Genomic DNA, 14025 nt, shown 5'->3' on the forward strand with positions numbered 1-14025 from the left:
TTATCGTCTCCAGAGTTTGTCCCACAGGCTTGCCTTTTGACTGTCATCGTCCGGAGGCAGCAGGTCGTCGCATATCGCCTTGATGTCCTTGGTAATCGCTTCTTTGGCGGCAAACTCCGACAGTCGTTTTCCCTCATCCACACAGGCGCTGACCCGTTTGAAATCGTTGCGCACTGTGTACACAGAGTTGATCCCCACGGTCTCTTTGACATCGGCGAGGCTGATCTGGCTGCGAGAGGGGGTGTAACGGTTGAAGATGATGTGGATCCGCTCCTTGGGAATCCCCAACTGCATGGTGAAATAGCGAATCGCCGTTGCCGCATCCCTCAGGCAGGCGATGCTGTCCTGAATCACCAACAGAATGTGCTGGGCATCGGTAAGGATGGGCAGGGACCAGTGATCAGGCCCCCTGGACAGATCCACGGTCACCGAGCTGTAGTGGGTGCGGATCTTGAACATCAGTGTTGGCAGGTTTTGGAACTGGAAGCAGCCGCTGTCCATCTGGCTGAAGGGCAGGGTGGGTAGCAGGTGGATGTTGCCCATCTGGCTCATCAGGCCGGTGATGGCGGTGTCATCCAGATCCTCAACCTGGGTGAGGGCGTCGTGGAAGTAGTATTGCGGCTTGCTGTCCAGCAGCAGCATCTGACTGCCATGGAGATGGTCTCCGTCAAGCAGGGCGACGTTCCTGCTGCTGCTCCTCTGGGCCAACTCGTCGGCAATGGAGGCGGCCAGGAAGCTGGCGCCGGCGCCCCCCTTGGCGTTGACCACGGCGATGGTGGGAGCCAGGCTCATGCTGTCCGCCAGGCTGGTGGCCACCTTGTAGACGGCGTTGGTCAGCTCCTCAGGCTCGGCCTCCAGGGGAATGAAGTCATTGGCCCCGGACTGCATGGCGGTGCGCAGTACCTCGGGGGAGGCCTCTTTGCCCAGGATCAGCATGTTGTCGCAGCGCCCGGCAAAGTTCTGGATCAGGGTGATCGCCTGCCGGTCGTTGTTGGGCACCAGCAGAATCAGCAACTGGGTATGGCTCAGCACCTCCTGGTTGATCTGGTTGATGGGGAAGGAGTCCAGATTCAGGTTGGGGGTCGAGCGCAGCACCTCGACGAGAGCGGTCTGATCCGTCAGGTTGCCGGCGACCAGCAGGGCTTTCACCGGGACCGGCAGCGCCTTGGGGCCTTTCACCGGGCGGCCGCTCAGTACTTCGCTGCCCTCTGACTCATCCCAAGGCTGCTTGAACAGGGGGGTGTTCGATTTGTCCATAACTGACTACTCCTTTCCCTCAATCATGTGCATACGGTTACCCCGAAGCGGGTCCGGCCGAGGCTTTCCCTGGGCAGGGTGGTGACAAAATCTGGTGAATTGATCTGAAGAGTCAGACCTGGCACCACAAAGGTATGCTGGTAGTTGGTAATGGAGGCCCTCACCAGGTCGATCTGGTCGAATCTGGCCGCAGTGGTGCCATCAAACTGCAGATACTCTATGGTCAGGTTGGCCGCAGAGATGTCGGCGCCGATGGTCGTTCCGTCGAATAGGGCCAGATTCTTCAAGGCCTCCGGGGCGGCAGGGGGGCCCGACAGATCCGGCGCGCACACGGTGGCCAGCCTGGCCGCCCGTCGTGACGCCTCCGTGAGGACGTTGTAGGAGAACATCAGCCGCGACACCTCCAGACAGGCGAAGATGGCGACAAACACCACGGAGGCGACGATGGCAAACTCCACCGCGTAGACGCCTTTTTGCCTTCTCAACGAACGGATACCTGGGATCTTCATGGTATTGCCCTCATTGAGATGGAGGCGACCAGGGGAAAGCCGTAGTCCAGGGTCTGGCCATAGTTGCCCGCCAGGTCGCCGTTGAAGATGGGCACCCAGTTGTAGGTGGCGGTGATGGTGATCAGGTCGCCATTGAGGGTGATGTCGATGTTGTCGGCGGTCATGCCGCTGAGCAGTGGTGTAGTGCCGCCGACCTTACCATACAGGGCCAGGTCCCTGGCGGTGCTCACGGTTTCCGGCTTCAGGGTCTGGTCGCCTCCGGAGCCGAGGAGGGCCTGAGAGGCGACATAGCGAGAGGCATCCCTGATCAGCGAGTTCAGCTGGTTGTACTGGTACAGCAGCCGGCCGAGTTCGCCGACGGCGAAGAACAGCAGAAACAGCAGAGGCAGGGTGACCATCGCCTCGATGGCGGCCACTCCGCGCTGTTTGCTGGGCATCACAGGTCGCTTCGCCATGGTCAGGAGTCCTTGTTGTCCGGGTCCCGGTAGAGGACGATGGTGAAGGGGCCGTCGGTGGCGCTGGTGTCGTGGGTGGGGTTGCCGGTGCCGGTGCAATCATCCACGAACTCGCCGATGACGTAGGCCAGGTTGCCTTTCTGGATCACCTCCTGCATAAAGTAGAAGCAGGCGAATCCCTTGAACTCGATGTCGTCATTCTGGCCGTTGGCCAGGCCGTCGCAGTCACCGACGACCACGGCAAACTCACGGCGTTTGGCACCGCCGGTCTCGTCCCAGGCCTCGCCGGTGGCGGCGCAGCTGTTCTGGTATCGGGAGCCACCGTCGATGCTGTTGTCCACGTAGTTGTCGGCGTAATCGGAGTAGCGGTAGAGAGACGGGGTTGGGCCGGTGCCGTCCACCGGCATCCCGGTTGAGGAGTAGACGATGTTGTCGTTGTCATCGATATCCAGCTCTTCACCGACGCAGATATCCTTATCCCGGGGGTGGCGGGTTTCGTCGACTGTCGCGTTACTGTAGAGGCCAAGACGGGTGTTCATGCCGGTGGCCACCGGACCGACGTTGTTGCCGGGCTCGGTGGAAACGCCCTCGCTGCCGCCGAAGCAGTAGTTGGTGTCGCTGTTTTCTCCGGCCATGGCGGCGCGGATGTCGGCGGCGCCCGAGTTGTCCCCCAGACGGATCAGCTGGAAGTTGCCCGCCCCAATCTCTGAGTCCTGCTGACTGGAGATTTTCATCGACATGATGTTGCCCCTGGGATAGCCAAAGGGTTCGCCCGGAGTGTCCCCCTCGCAGACCATCATCGGCAGGACATTCTGAGCGCAGTTCACCAGGGGCAGGCTGGGACCAGCCACCGCCGAGGCACCGGTGTACTTGTCCATGTTGAGCACCTGTCCCAGGTAGGTGGCCAGCTGCACATCGAGGACCCGTACCCTGACGTACTGGGCACTGACGTCGGTGGTGACGATAAAGGGATCGGGCTGCAGAGAGAACTCCACGCTCACCTGTGGCGCCACCTGGTTCTGGGTGTAGGTGAGGCTGGCGGTATCGATATCCTCCCTCAGCTCACTGAAATCACTGTTGCTCAAGACGGAGATCAGGGTGGCGATCCCGTCCTGGCGGGCGGTGGTGTGATCATGCCCCTCCTTCACCAGGGAGATGGCGGCACTGAGTGCCGCGGCATCCACTGCGTTCTGCAGCCGGGTTTTGCTGAGGAGAAGGTGGCCGCCTTCCAGCGCCATCGCCGCCATGATCACTATGGTCAGCAGGGCAACGGTGACCAGAACCAGAATGGATCCACGCTGCCGCCGCTGTGAAGCTTTGGACTGGATGGCAATGCTCAACATGATTCGCTCCTATAGGATTCAGTCATTCAACGTGCCTGGTCGCTACTGGTCGCCTCCCCCGAGGGTTGCCTGCTTAAATTCGGTTCGGGCAGTTTCCGGCCGGTAGGTGGAGGTGCGATAGTTCTCCATGACCGCCACGCCGTACTGGCCATCCAGGCTGTTGACCCGTCCGGCGTTTCTGGCCACCGCATCGGGGTCCAGAATGCCCTGCTGCTTAATGTTTGAAGTGGCTGTGCCCAGCTCAAACTGAGACATCACGTCTCCGGCGCAGCCGCTGAGGAGGAGCGTGGCCAACACCGAGGTAATCACAATCTTCATTTCGCTCTCCTTAGAGTGAGTGACCGTATTTGTTCTGAGTGCCACCGGCGTCGGTTGCCGGCATCGGCTCCTGGGCTTCGGCCGCCGGATTGGGGTTGGTCTCCGGTCTGACGGATGCGTCTCGCTGGGAGAGTTCACCCAGCAGGTAGAAACCGACGTCGGAGGGGGCAACAAACCCATCGGTGGGCAGCACCAGGTCATCCCGAATGATGGGACGTACCAGCCTGGGGGTGACCAGGATCACCAGCTCGGTTTCACCGTTGCGATACTCCTGGCTGCTGAACAGCTGCCCCAGCACCGGGATCTCGCCCAGGCCCGGCAGCTCATCGATGCTCTCCCTCACCGTGTTGCTGAGCAGACCGGCGATGGCGATGGTCTGTCCGTCGCCCAGCTCCACGGTGGAGGCGGCGCTGCGTTTGATGATGGAGGGGGTTACCAGGGCGGTGGTGGAGCCCTGGGGAATGACCCCGACAGAGTTGGCGTTGCTCAGCTCACTGACCAGGACGTTGAGGTTGAGGTTGATGCGGCCGGAGTCCAGCACGGTCGGGACAAATTTCACCCCGACACCGAAGCTCTTGTATTCGATGGAGGTGCCGTCGCGACTGGGCACCGGAACCGGGAACTCCCCTCCGGAGAGGAACTCGGCCATCTGGCCGCTAAGGGCGGTCAGGTTGGGCTCGGCCAGCACCCTGGCCAGCCCCTGCTGCTTGGCGGCATCCAAGGCGAAGTTGAACAGGAAGTCACCGCTGACGTAAGAGCCGAAGAACCCCTTGTCGTTGATGATGCCGTCCCCTCCGAGGATACCACCGATAAAGTCGCTGCCCTCGGAGATGATCTGGAAGTCGGAGTCCAGCTGACGCGCCAGCTCGCGCTGCACCTCGGTGACCGTGACCTCCAGCATCACCTGATGGCCGCCGCCCACCGACATGATGTTGAGGACGCTGCTGGGGTTGCCCTTGGTGTCGGCGGCGATGGCATAACCCTCGGCCAGGTTCATGGCCATGGTCATCCGCTCGGTATTCGACACCTGGCCGCCAATCACCAGCTGTCCCTGGGAGCTGTGAACCTCGATGGGCTCCTCCGGCATAAAGCGGTACAGCTTCTCCTTCAGGCCGTTGAGGTCGTGGGTGATCTCGATGTCGATGATGTCCACCAGGCGATCATTCTCATCCCAGACCAGAATGTTGGTGCTGCCCAGCTGCTTGCCTAGGATGTAGAGCTCGGTGGGCTGCATGATCAGGATGTCGGCGATCTCCGGGTTTCCGACGGATACCCGTGCGGCCTCCTGCTTGATGGGCAGGGTACGGGACTTGTAGATGGGTACCGGGAAACTTTGTTGCTGCAGAGAGGTGGGCCCCCCCGCCTGTACCGGTGTCACCATCATCACCAGTGCCAGCACGATTCCCAGGCTGGGCAGGTGACGGAGAAGCGATGTGTGGGATGTTGCCATAGCGTCTCTTTCCTTCTTCGCTGTGGGCCGTCAGCTTTCGACACTGACGGTTTGCTGTGAAGTACCGCGAATCACTTCGATCTTGCGTTTGCTGGATTGCACCGGCCTTGGGGCGACAGGGACGGGATCCGGTGGTTTGGCCTCCACTTTCGGTTCTGCTTTGGCCTCTTCCGGCTCGGAGTTCAGCTGGGCCAGTTCCACCTGGCTGTCATCGGTGGGGTTGCGCAGAGCCAGCTGAATGTTGCCCAGGCTGCGGGCGCTCATCAGGACCTCTGCCTCCTCCAGCGACACCTCCAGGGTCACCGCCCTGACCACCAGCGGCTGGTTGGTCTGCTGATCGACCTTCTGGTCCACAGCCAGCACCTTGAGGTTGTTCAACACGACTTCGGTGATCGCTTCAGAGGAGGCACTGCGCTGATTGCCCACCCGATAGGTCACCAGGACATCCACCCGGTTACCCGGCAGCAGGAAGCCGGCGACCCCGACCACGTCGTTCACCCGGATGGTGACCGCACGTTTGTTGGGTTCGATCAGGCTGGCTAGGACACTGCCCTCACCCTTCAGGGCCAGCTTGTCCGGGTGGAGGATGTCGCCTCGCAGCATGGGAAACTTGGCCACCCTGTCCACCACCTTCTCCGTCTCGGTGATCGCCTTGTCGGGAATCAGTTCCTTGGGCAGAGGTTGTACGCTCAGGTGCCGCGCTTCGAGCACGGTGCCGGCAGGTACGTTTACCGCCATGGTGACCACCAGGGCCTGGCTGGGGTTGCCCTCTGCCGGCTGGCGCTGCTTGAGCCAGCTCTGGGCCAGCAGCACGGCACCGACGCCGAATAGCAGAGATAGCAGAACAAAAAACAGTGAACGGGTATTCATCTCTCCTCCTGGCCTGGCCTTGGCTGCCTAGAGACGCTTAACGGGCCGAACTGACAAAGTAGATCGACCACGCTCGCTCTATAAGCTGCTGGGTAACCACGGCGGGTAGCTCGTTGTAACTGATCTGGTCTGCCACAATGGAGAGCAGATCCCTAGGGTGACAGGGTAATAACGGCTTTCCTGTCCGGGCGTAGAGTGTATTTATCATCCAGTCACACACGCCGGAATCAAAATTAAGTTTCAACTCTTCGCAGTTTTGGCGCCAAATATCGATAAACTGATCTTTTTCTAGGGCGGAAAATTCAATTTTGTAACCAAGGCGTCTTAAAAAGGCATCGTCCACGAGTTCCTTGGGATCAAGGTTAGTCGAGAAAAGCAGTATCTGCTCGAAGGGCACATCGAAATGTTCTCCGCTGGGCAGGGAGAGAAAATCCCGGCTCTCTTCCATGGGCACAATCCAGCGGTTGAATATCTCCTTGGGAGTAATTTGTTGTCGTCCAAGGTCATCTATCAGCAGGATGCCATTATTGGCTTTCAGGCCGATAGGTGCGTGATAGGTGCGACTGTTGCTGTCGTAGTGGACGTTCAGCATATCCCGGTTTAACTCCCCGCCGACCACCAGCAGGGGGCGGCGGCAGCGGTGCCAGCGGGCATCGTGCCCTTCGCTGAGAAGCAGGGGGTTTTCCTGTTCGTCACTGTCGGTTTCATGCAGTTCATGGATCTGAGGGTCGAACACTTGGATGATGGCCTGGCCGATGCAGAGGGCATGAGGGATCAGCACATCGTCGCCGAGGACCAGGTTAAAGTGCCGACAGAGATAGCTTTTCCCGGTCCCGGGAGGGCCGTAGATCAGCACCGGCCTGCGGGAGTTTAGGGCCGGGCCGATCTCCTCCATCAGCCGGTGAGGCAATATCAGGGCGCCGAGAGCCCTCTCTATCCTGGGGCGGGTCATGGTCTGTCTGCGGCTGGATTGGTCCCGACAAACTTGCCAATACTGGTCCAGGGGAACGGGAACCGGGCCCAGGTAGCCGCTTTTCAGGAAGGCTGTTTCCGCCTGGGTTCGGCCGGTGTGGCTCAGGGTATAGCGCATCTGTCCATCTGAGGTGGTTTGCTTATTTTCGACCAGGCTTTCCTGTTTGCATTTATCCAGCAACTGTTGCACCAGATTGCCCGGCAGTGACAGCCTGTCTGACAGGGAATTGAGTGTCAGGACGTCGCCATCACTCAGGTGTTTGAGGACCAGACTTTGAAGAAGGGGTAATGAGATGCCCACATCAGCCAGGGAGACCGGTTTGTTTACACCGGGCTTTATCGGAGGCAAAGTGGAGGGATCTATCGCCTGGTTCATTTCAATTTCCTTTGCTGACAATGATGCCTTTAGTGAAATTAGCCCAATGGATTGAACTGGCCAATTGACTGACCCTGATATGCGGCTGCCTCAGGGTTGGTTTGAACCTTTAGTGGGGGGGGCAGGTGAGAATACTTCTGCCGCTGGCGGCACATTTTTATTAGCCTTGGCATGCCTGTTCTCTGCTGTTTACCGCATTCCCCAATCCCTCCGGATGGCGATCCATTCTGGAGGTGCTGTCTAAAGTTTCATGACCCGGTTCGTCACAGGACTCCCTCAACGTTAGCCGGTCTCACCATGGTTGATGGTGGAGCGGCCGGTTTCATCTTGAGCGGAACACTGTGGTGAGTCTGGTGGCATCGGCTTAACCCTCACTTATCCTTGGCAAAATCTGAGTCAATATAACAAGCCTAGACAAGGGGCTGAGTGTTCACCTTGTTCCCAGTTGCGTAGGCTGGTATCAGACTGCGGCTGGAATTCAGAGGCCGGGGAGCGTCAGCGGGGCCAGCATGATCACCAGCCAGCCTATGGCCAGTGCCGGGGCGTAGGGAACCTTGAGTCCGGCCGCTTCATCGGGGCTGGGTTTGAAGTAGGTGCGGGTTATCAGGCATTGGTAGTAGCGCTTCAAGCTGGCGAGGACACCGTGCCAGCCAACCTGGAAGAAGGCGAAGGAGAGGGTGGTGATGCCACCGGCGATGATCCCGAAACAGAGGTTCCAGAACACCATGTAGGGACCCAGTATGGCGCCAATGCCGATCATCAGCTTGACATCCCCTGCGCCGAGCACCCGTTTGGCGTAGAGAACAATCAACACTCCCCCCGCGACCAGGGCGCCGAGCAGGGAGGTCAGCAGCCCGCTCCAGCCCTCAAACAGGGTTTGCACAATGACCCCGCAGCTCAGGCTGGCCAGGAACAACCAGTTGGGGATGCGCTCGGTCTTCAGATCGGTGATGACCGCCACCAGAAACACGGCGGAGGTCAGCAGGTATTGGCATTGCAGCAGGGTTAAGTCCATGAAACCCCCTCTAGCAAAAGAGAGGAGCCTGGGCCTGGGGCCATGCTCCTCTCCATTATTATGATGAGTGTCCGAGGTACTCGCGGGCCATTATTGGCCGGTACAGGTACCGTCCCCATCGGCATCAACGGCGTCACACAGATTGACAATGGAGTCGGTTGCCTCGGTACCCAACTGGGTGAACGCGATCACCATGCCGCCGACCACCAGACTACCGGCAATGGCGTATTCCACTGCCGACAAGCCGCTCTCGTCATTCCAAAATTCTACAAGTGCTTTCTTGAACATAACTATATCTCCGCGCAGTTAGCTTGACAGCTGAATTTATCTTCCTGGAATGTGCCCGAGCGATAGGGTAAGAGGTTGCTCGACACTGAACTAAACTTAGTCGAGAAATTTTGCCCCCGCCTATCCTGAAGTTGCGAAAAATGTCACCGAAATGAACCTTGCGAGATAAATTTCTTTAATATCATGTGGATACGCGATTAAAAATGGCTGTTTTTTCAACTTGAATAAGGTTGTATATATCGGGAACTATGGTCGCCCCATGTTCTCCATGGGGCCAGGCGGGCATATAGACAATATACACATTGGCCGTTGTCCCAATTGACTGGGTCAGGGTAATCCCCTCAGATTGCGCCTGCTTGAGCCTCTGTCTATGTTGAGGCGGAATATTTCTTCCCAGATAATCGAGTAGGAGATCGATATCCTGTATACGGATACAACCATGACTCAGGGCGCGCTGTGAGCGGCGAAACAGCCTTTTCTCCGGGGTGTCGTGCAGGAAGATGGCGCGGCTGTTCACCAGGTTGAGCCTGGCCTTGCCCAGGGCGTTGTTGCTGCCGGGTCTCTGCCTTAGCTGGTAGGTCGATAGCAGGGTGCTCAACTCTCCGGCGGGCACCTTGTTCCAGGATAACGGCTCTGCCTGGGGAGTCCGCGGGTTAATCAGTTCGAACCCTTTGCGCTTCAGGCTGTGGGGATCCCGCTGGTAGGCGGGCAGCAATTCGCCGCGGATGATGCTCCATGGCGGTGTCCAACTGGGGTTCAGGGTGATCGAGGCGAAACGGCTGTTGAGCCTGGGGGTGGGCGTGTCTGGCGCTCCGACAATGACCGGCAGCACCAGCTGGATGCTCTGGTCCCTCAGTGCCAGCAACTGGTAGTGGGGCAGGTTGACCAGTATGGCGTCGCCGTTCATCTTGGCGGGCAGTTGCAGCCATTGGCGTAGGCTGAAACGAATGGCCGCCAAGCGCCGCTGGTTGTCCATCTGCAGGGCATCAATGGTGGCCGGGGAGAGGTGACCGCTGGCGGGCAGCTGCGTCCGGGATTGGAACCGCCGCAGGGCGTCAGTCAGCGGCGGGTCCCACACGGCGCGTTTTTCCAGCTGCGGGGGCAGGGTTTCTCCCAGCCTGGCGGCCAGGAGGCGGCGAAGCTTGACCAGGTCAGGGTGGGCCTGGCCCAGAGACAGGCCGGAGATGGCGGCAAAGTCGGGTCTGGGCAGGTTGGCCAGCTTTTGCTCCTGGGCAAGCGCTGCCCTCAGGCGCCTGAAGGCGTCGTAATCCGGAGTCTGGGCGCGTGCCCAGGCGGCCAGCTCCGGCCCGGAGTGCAGTCGACCCAGGGTGGCCAGTCCTGGGGCGGGATCGGTATCGCGGAGCTCGGCCTGGATCCGGACGAAACGCTCTGCGAGTGCCTGTGCCCTTTCCGGGGTTTGGGGCTGCTCGTCGCCGATTCCCAGATCCCACAGCAGCTGATACCAACTGTCAGACCACTCCTGAGCGCCGGGCGAGGGCCACGAAGGCTGGGCCTGCAGCGGCAGAGAGAGAGTCAGCAGCAGTAGCAGCAACCCTTTCATCATACCTCCTGGAGATGGGCGTCAGGATGGCGGCACTGGAGGTAGCGATGGAAGGCGTGGCTGTGTTTGCCCTTGCTGGCGTCCTGTTTGAACTCCGAGGGCGTGATCCCGTAATGCGCCTTGAATGCCCGGCAGAAGTGTGACGGGGTGGAGAACCCCAGCTTGTAGGCGACGGAAGCGATATTCAGTCCCTCATCCTGCAGGGCTTCCGGAGCCGCCTCCAGGCGTCGGCACACCAGATAGAGGCTGAATTTGAGTCCCAACTGTTGACGAAACAGGTGACACAGCCTGCTGTCACTGATGCCCGCTTCCTGGGCCAGTTGCTGCAGCGACAACGGCTGTTCGAACCGCTGCTCTATGCTGTCCAGCACGCACCGCAGCTTCTGGTGGGTGGGGCGCTGGCTGTGCCCGGGGGCATAGAAGTCGCTGTTGAGCAGCAGCTTCAGCTCAATCGCTTCCGAGGGGGAGAGTGGCAGGGTGAACACCTGGGCGATTCGCAGCGACAGGGCGAGCCTGAGCAGTGGGATGGTGAGCCTGGGCATCAGCCAGATCATCTGCCGCCGGGGTTGCTGCTGCCTGAGCTCCCGGGCACGGCTGACCTCGGCCGGACTCTGGGTATCGAACTCAATGAGACAGGGGTGGTCGCCATGATCAAGCTGATCGAAGGGCGTGGTGTCCACCGATACGGCATCGGCAAGCTGGCTGCGAATACGCTCCGAAGGGAGTTGGGCAAAGTGGGCAATCACCACTTTGGGCACGTCCGTTGTCAACATAGTTACCCCATTGGTTTTTTTGAGTGTGGCTGTGCTTCTGTTGGGACAGCTTTGTATTAACAGCTAGTACATGCAGGGCGTTTGCGCAAAGAAATCACTCTGTTAGATGGGGTAATCCTGGGGCTCGGAAAACACAAAGCCCGCTCTGGGCGGGCTCTGGCGAGGATTCGCCTTGATGCGGGCGTCGATGAACTAGTCCGACTTGTCCTGGGGCTTGAAATCCTTGGGCAGGTGACGATAGAGGTAGAGGATGGTGAGCAGGGTGTAGACCAGGGTCATCCCCATCAGGCCAAACACCTTGAAGTTGACCCAGGTCTCCTGGGGCATATTGAAGGCGATGTAGAGGTTGAGTATGCCACTGGCGATAAAGAACACCACCCAGGCCAGGCTGGTGCGGCGCCATACCGTGTCGGCCAGGGGCATCTCCTTGCCCAGCATCGCCTTGAGCAGGGACTTGTTCATCAGTTCGGCCACCAGCAGGGCACCGGCAAACAGGAACTGCACTATGGTGACCTTCCATTTGATGAAGGCGTCGTCCCTGAGCACCATGGTCAGGGTGCCAAACACCGCCACCAGGGCAAAGGTGATCAGGTGCTGCTTCTCCACCCGCTTATAGAGCAGGTAGAGCAGGGCGATCTGCACCGCCGAGGCCGCCACCAGGGCGCCACTGGCCAGGTAGATGTCGTAAAACTTGTAGATGGCGAAAAACACCAGCAGGGGCAGGAAATCGAGGATCTGTTTCATTGGCTCTCTGTCATCCGGGGGCAGGCGGACAGTCTAACCAATAGCACAGGGGCAGGAAAGGCGGCGCCCCGAAGGGAGCCGCCTTTGGCGCGGGTTTTAGTCAACTTTGCGAGTGGCGTCCTTCATGGCTCGGGTAAACCGGGTCAACTCCTCGGTCATACGCTTGGAATCACCCTGATATTTCTCGATGATTTTCACCGTAGCGCTGCCGGCGATGGCCCCGGCGGCCCCGGCGGCGACGGCGTCACGCACCTGCCGGGGCTCGGAGATGCCGAAGCCCAGGATCGCCGGCGGCGCCTTGAACGCCCTGAGGCGCTCCAGCAGGGGACCGACGGGCATTCCGGCCTTGGTCTCGGTGCCGGTGACCCCGGCGCGAGAGAGCAGGTAGGTGTAGCCCTCCCCCCGTTCGGAGACCGCCTTCAGGGTCTGTTCATCGCCGTTGGGTGGGGCAACAAAGATGGGGGCGATGCCGTGACGGCGGGCGGCGTCGGCGAACTCCTGGCTCTCCTCCACCGGCAGGTCCGCCACCAGCACCGAGTCGATGCCGGTCTCCTGGCAGCGGCGGTAGAAGGTGTCCAGACCAGGTGAGAACACCAGGTTGGCGTACACCAGCAGGCCGATGGGCAGTTGGGGGTAACGCTCACGCACCTGGGCCAGCAGCTGGAAGCAGCCTTCCGGAGTGGTGCCGGCGTTCAGGGCACGCACTGTGGCGTTCTGGATGGTGGGGCCGTCCGCCAGCGGGTCGGAGAAGGGGATCCCCAGCTCCAGGGCGTCGGCGCCACCGGCCACCAGGGCGTCGATCACCGCCAGGGTCTGGTTGGGGTGGGGGTCGCCCAGGGTAACGAAGGGGACGAAGGCGCCTTCGCCTTTCGTATTCAGGGTGTCAAACAGGGTCTGGTAACGGCTCACAGCTTGCCCTCCTGCTCCAGGATGTTGTGTACGGTAAAGATGTCCTTGTCGCCGCGGCCGGAGAGATTGACCAGCAGCAGGGTCTCCTTTGTAGCGGCTTCGGCCATCTTGTAGGCCTGGGCCAGGGCGTGGGAGGACTCCAGGGCGGGAATGATCCCCTCGCAGGCGGCCAGTCGCTGAAAGGCGGCCAGGGCCTCGGCGTCGGTGATGGAGGGGTAGTGGGCCCGGCCGGTGGCGGCCAGGTGGGCGTGCTGGGGACCCACCGAGGGGAAGTCCAGTCCGGCGGAGACCGAGTAGGACTCCTGGATCTGGCCATGCTCATCCTGCATCATCGGCGATTTCATGCCGAAGAAGATGCCGGTGCGGCCGTGGCCCAGGGGGGCACCGTGCTCACCGGAGTCGATCCCCTTGCCGGCCGGCTCAACCCCGATCAGGGCTACCTCGGTCTCCTCAATGAAGTCGGCGAACAGGCCGATGGCGTTGGAGCCGCCGCCGACACAGGCGATCACCGCGTCCGGCAGGCGCCCCTCCTTGGCCAGGATCTGCGCCTTGGCCTCCTCGCCGATCATCTTCTGGAACTCCCGCACTATGGTGGGGAAGGGGTGGGGACCGGCGGCGGTGCCCAGCAGGTAGTGGGCGTGATCGTAGTTGGCGGACCAGTCGCGCATCGCCTCGTTGCAGGCGTCCTTGAGGGTGGCGGAGCCGGCGTGCACCGGGATCACTTCGGCGCCCATCAGCCGCATGCGGAACACGTTGGGGCTCTGACGCTCTACATCCTTGGCGCCCATGTAGACCCGGCATTTCAGGCCGAGCAGGGCACAGGCCAGGGCGGTGGCCACGCCGTGCTGGCCGGCGCCGGTCTCGGCGATGATCTCATTTTTGCCCATGCGTTTGGCCAGCAGCGCCTGACCCAGCACCTGGTTGGTCTTGTGGGCGCCGCCATGGAGCAGGTCCTCCCGTTTGAGGTAGATCTTCACCTTGGGGTTGGGGCTGAAGTTGCGGGTCAGGGTCAGGGCGGTGGGGCGACCGGCGTACTCTTTTAGCAGCTCGGTGAACTCCCTCTGAAACTCCGGGTTCTGCTGGGCGTCAACAAACGCCTTTTCCAGCTGCTTCAGGGCCGGCATCAGGATTTGGGGCACGTACATGCCGCCATATTTACCGAAGTAGGGGTTTAGGATGGTCATG

At 60.5% G+C, this 14025-nt stretch carries 15 protein-coding genes; all 15 read right to left on the reverse strand.

Features of this window, described 5'->3' with window-relative positions:
• Window positions 1-1257 (reverse strand): AAA family ATPase, encoded by a 1257-nt coding sequence (locus FCL40_RS07375; protein WP_136852511.1) that lies wholly within the window; start codon window positions 1255-1257, stop codon window positions 1-3.
• Between the two features lie 23 nt (window positions 1258-1280).
• The gene (locus tag FCL40_RS07380; protein WP_229360288.1) at window positions 1281-1766 is read right to left on the reverse strand and encodes a TadE/TadG family type IV pilus assembly protein; all 486 of its coding nucleotides are present in this window, start codon (window positions 1764-1766) and stop codon (window positions 1281-1283) included.
• Window positions 1763-2221: a TadE/TadG family type IV pilus assembly protein gene (locus FCL40_RS07385; RefSeq protein WP_136852512.1), complete on the reverse strand. Its 459-nt coding sequence runs from the start codon at window positions 2219-2221 to the stop codon at window positions 1763-1765. Before FCL40_RS07385 ends, FCL40_RS07380 begins: the two co-directional genes overlap by 4 nt.
• A 2-nt stretch (window positions 2222-2223) precedes the next feature.
• Window positions 2224-3564: a pilus assembly protein TadG-related protein gene (locus tag FCL40_RS07390; protein WP_136852513.1), complete on the reverse strand. Its 1341-nt coding sequence runs from the start codon at window positions 3562-3564 to the stop codon at window positions 2224-2226.
• 42 nt (window positions 3565-3606) lie between these two features.
• Complete coding sequence (locus tag FCL40_RS07395) at window positions 3607-3882, reverse strand: hypothetical protein (RefSeq protein WP_136852514.1); 276 nt, start codon at window positions 3880-3882, stop codon at window positions 3607-3609.
• 10 nt (window positions 3883-3892) lie between these two features.
• Entirely contained in the window at window positions 3893-5332 is a 1440-nt protein-coding gene (locus FCL40_RS07400; RefSeq protein WP_136852515.1) for a type II and III secretion system protein family protein, read from the reverse strand.
• A 30-nt stretch (window positions 5333-5362) separates the two neighbouring features.
• On the reverse strand, window positions 5363-6202 hold the full coding sequence (cpaB, locus tag FCL40_RS07405; protein WP_136852516.1) for a Flp pilus assembly protein CpaB: 840 nt from the start codon (window positions 6200-6202) through the stop codon (window positions 5363-5365).
• A gap of 37 nt (window positions 6203-6239) precedes the next feature.
• A complete protein-coding gene (locus FCL40_RS07410) occupies window positions 6240-7550 on the reverse strand; it encodes an AAA family ATPase (RefSeq protein WP_136852517.1) in 1311 nt (436 codons plus the stop codon).
• A gap of 478 nt (window positions 7551-8028) precedes the next feature.
• Complete coding sequence (locus FCL40_RS07415) at window positions 8029-8565, reverse strand: A24 family peptidase (RefSeq protein ID WP_136852518.1); 537 nt, start codon at window positions 8563-8565, stop codon at window positions 8029-8031.
• Between the two features lie 90 nt (window positions 8566-8655).
• Window positions 8656-8853: a Flp family type IVb pilin gene (locus FCL40_RS07420; protein WP_136852519.1), complete on the reverse strand. Its 198-nt coding sequence runs from the start codon at window positions 8851-8853 to the stop codon at window positions 8656-8658.
• A gap of 181 nt (window positions 8854-9034) precedes the next feature.
• Window positions 9035-10414, reverse strand: coding sequence for a L,D-transpeptidase family protein (locus tag FCL40_RS07425; RefSeq protein WP_169307034.1), 1380 nt, complete (start codon window positions 10412-10414; stop codon window positions 9035-9037).
• Window positions 10414-11187, reverse strand: a complete 774-nt coding sequence (locus FCL40_RS07430) for a helix-turn-helix transcriptional regulator (protein ID WP_136852521.1) — start codon at window positions 11185-11187, stop codon at window positions 10414-10416. Before FCL40_RS07430 ends, FCL40_RS07425 begins: the two co-directional genes overlap by 1 nt.
• 192 nt (window positions 11188-11379) lie before the next feature.
• Window positions 11380-11931 (reverse strand): septation protein A, encoded by a 552-nt coding sequence (locus FCL40_RS07435; RefSeq protein ID WP_136852522.1) that lies wholly within the window; start codon window positions 11929-11931, stop codon window positions 11380-11382.
• A gap of 96 nt (window positions 11932-12027) precedes the next feature.
• Window positions 12028-12840, reverse strand: a complete 813-nt coding sequence (gene trpA / locus FCL40_RS07440) for a tryptophan synthase subunit alpha (RefSeq protein ID WP_136852523.1) — start codon at window positions 12838-12840, stop codon at window positions 12028-12030.
• Window positions 12837-14024, reverse strand: a complete 1188-nt coding sequence (gene trpB, locus FCL40_RS07445) for a tryptophan synthase subunit beta (RefSeq protein ID WP_136852524.1) — start codon at window positions 14022-14024, stop codon at window positions 12837-12839. Before trpB ends, trpA begins: the two co-directional genes overlap by 4 nt.
• Window position 14025: the final 1 nt, after the last annotated feature.

It is taken from the genome of Ferrimonas sediminicola, from assembly GCF_005116715.1.
GTDB classification, from domain to species: domain Bacteria; phylum Pseudomonadota; class Gammaproteobacteria; order Enterobacterales; family Shewanellaceae; genus Ferrimonas; species Ferrimonas sediminicola.

What these genes read in the sequence shown, in the direction of transcription:
- trpB (WP_136852524.1), bottom strand. Translation starts at nt 14,024, where the DNA reads ATGACCATCCTAAACCCCTACTTCGGTAAATATGGCGGCATGTACGTG.
- FCL40_RS07400 (WP_136852515.1), bottom strand. Translation starts at nt 5,332, where the DNA reads ATGGCAACATCCCACACATCGCTTCTCCGTCACCTGCCCAGCCTGGGA.
- FCL40_RS07390 (WP_136852513.1), bottom strand. Translation starts at nt 3,564, where the DNA reads ATGTTGAGCATTGCCATCCAGTCCAAAGCTTCACAGCGGCGGCAGCGT.
- FCL40_RS07435 (WP_136852522.1), bottom strand. Translation starts at nt 11,931, where the DNA reads ATGAAACAGATCCTCGATTTCCTGCCCCTGCTGGTGTTTTTCGCCATC.
- FCL40_RS07420 (WP_136852519.1), bottom strand. Translation starts at nt 8,853, where the DNA reads ATGTTCAAGAAAGCACTTGTAGAATTTTGGAATGACGAGAGCGGCTTG.
- FCL40_RS07415 (WP_136852518.1), bottom strand. Translation starts at nt 8,565, where the DNA reads ATGGACTTAACCCTGCTGCAATGCCAATACCTGCTGACCTCCGCCGTG.
- FCL40_RS07425 (WP_169307034.1), bottom strand. Translation starts at nt 10,414, where the DNA reads ATGAAAGGGTTGCTGCTACTGCTGCTGACTCTCTCTCTGCCGCTGCAG.
- FCL40_RS07430 (WP_136852521.1), bottom strand. Translation starts at nt 11,187, where the DNA reads ATGTTGACAACGGACGTGCCCAAAGTGGTGATTGCCCACTTTGCCCAA.
- FCL40_RS07410 (WP_136852517.1), bottom strand. Translation starts at nt 7,550, where the DNA reads ATGAACCAGGCGATAGATCCCTCCACTTTGCCTCCGATAAAGCCCGGT.
- cpaB (WP_136852516.1), bottom strand. Translation starts at nt 6,202, where the DNA reads ATGAATACCCGTTCACTGTTTTTTGTTCTGCTATCTCTGCTATTCGGC.
- FCL40_RS07385 (WP_136852512.1), bottom strand. Translation starts at nt 2,221, where the DNA reads ATGGCGAAGCGACCTGTGATGCCCAGCAAACAGCGCGGAGTGGCCGCC.
- FCL40_RS07395 (WP_136852514.1), bottom strand. Translation starts at nt 3,882, where the DNA reads ATGAAGATTGTGATTACCTCGGTGTTGGCCACGCTCCTCCTCAGCGGC.
- FCL40_RS07380 (WP_229360288.1), bottom strand. Translation starts at nt 1,766, where the DNA reads ATGAAGATCCCAGGTATCCGTTCGTTGAGAAGGCAAAAAGGCGTCTAC.
- FCL40_RS07375 (WP_136852511.1), bottom strand. Translation starts at nt 1,257, where the DNA reads ATGGACAAATCGAACACCCCCCTGTTCAAGCAGCCTTGGGATGAGTCA.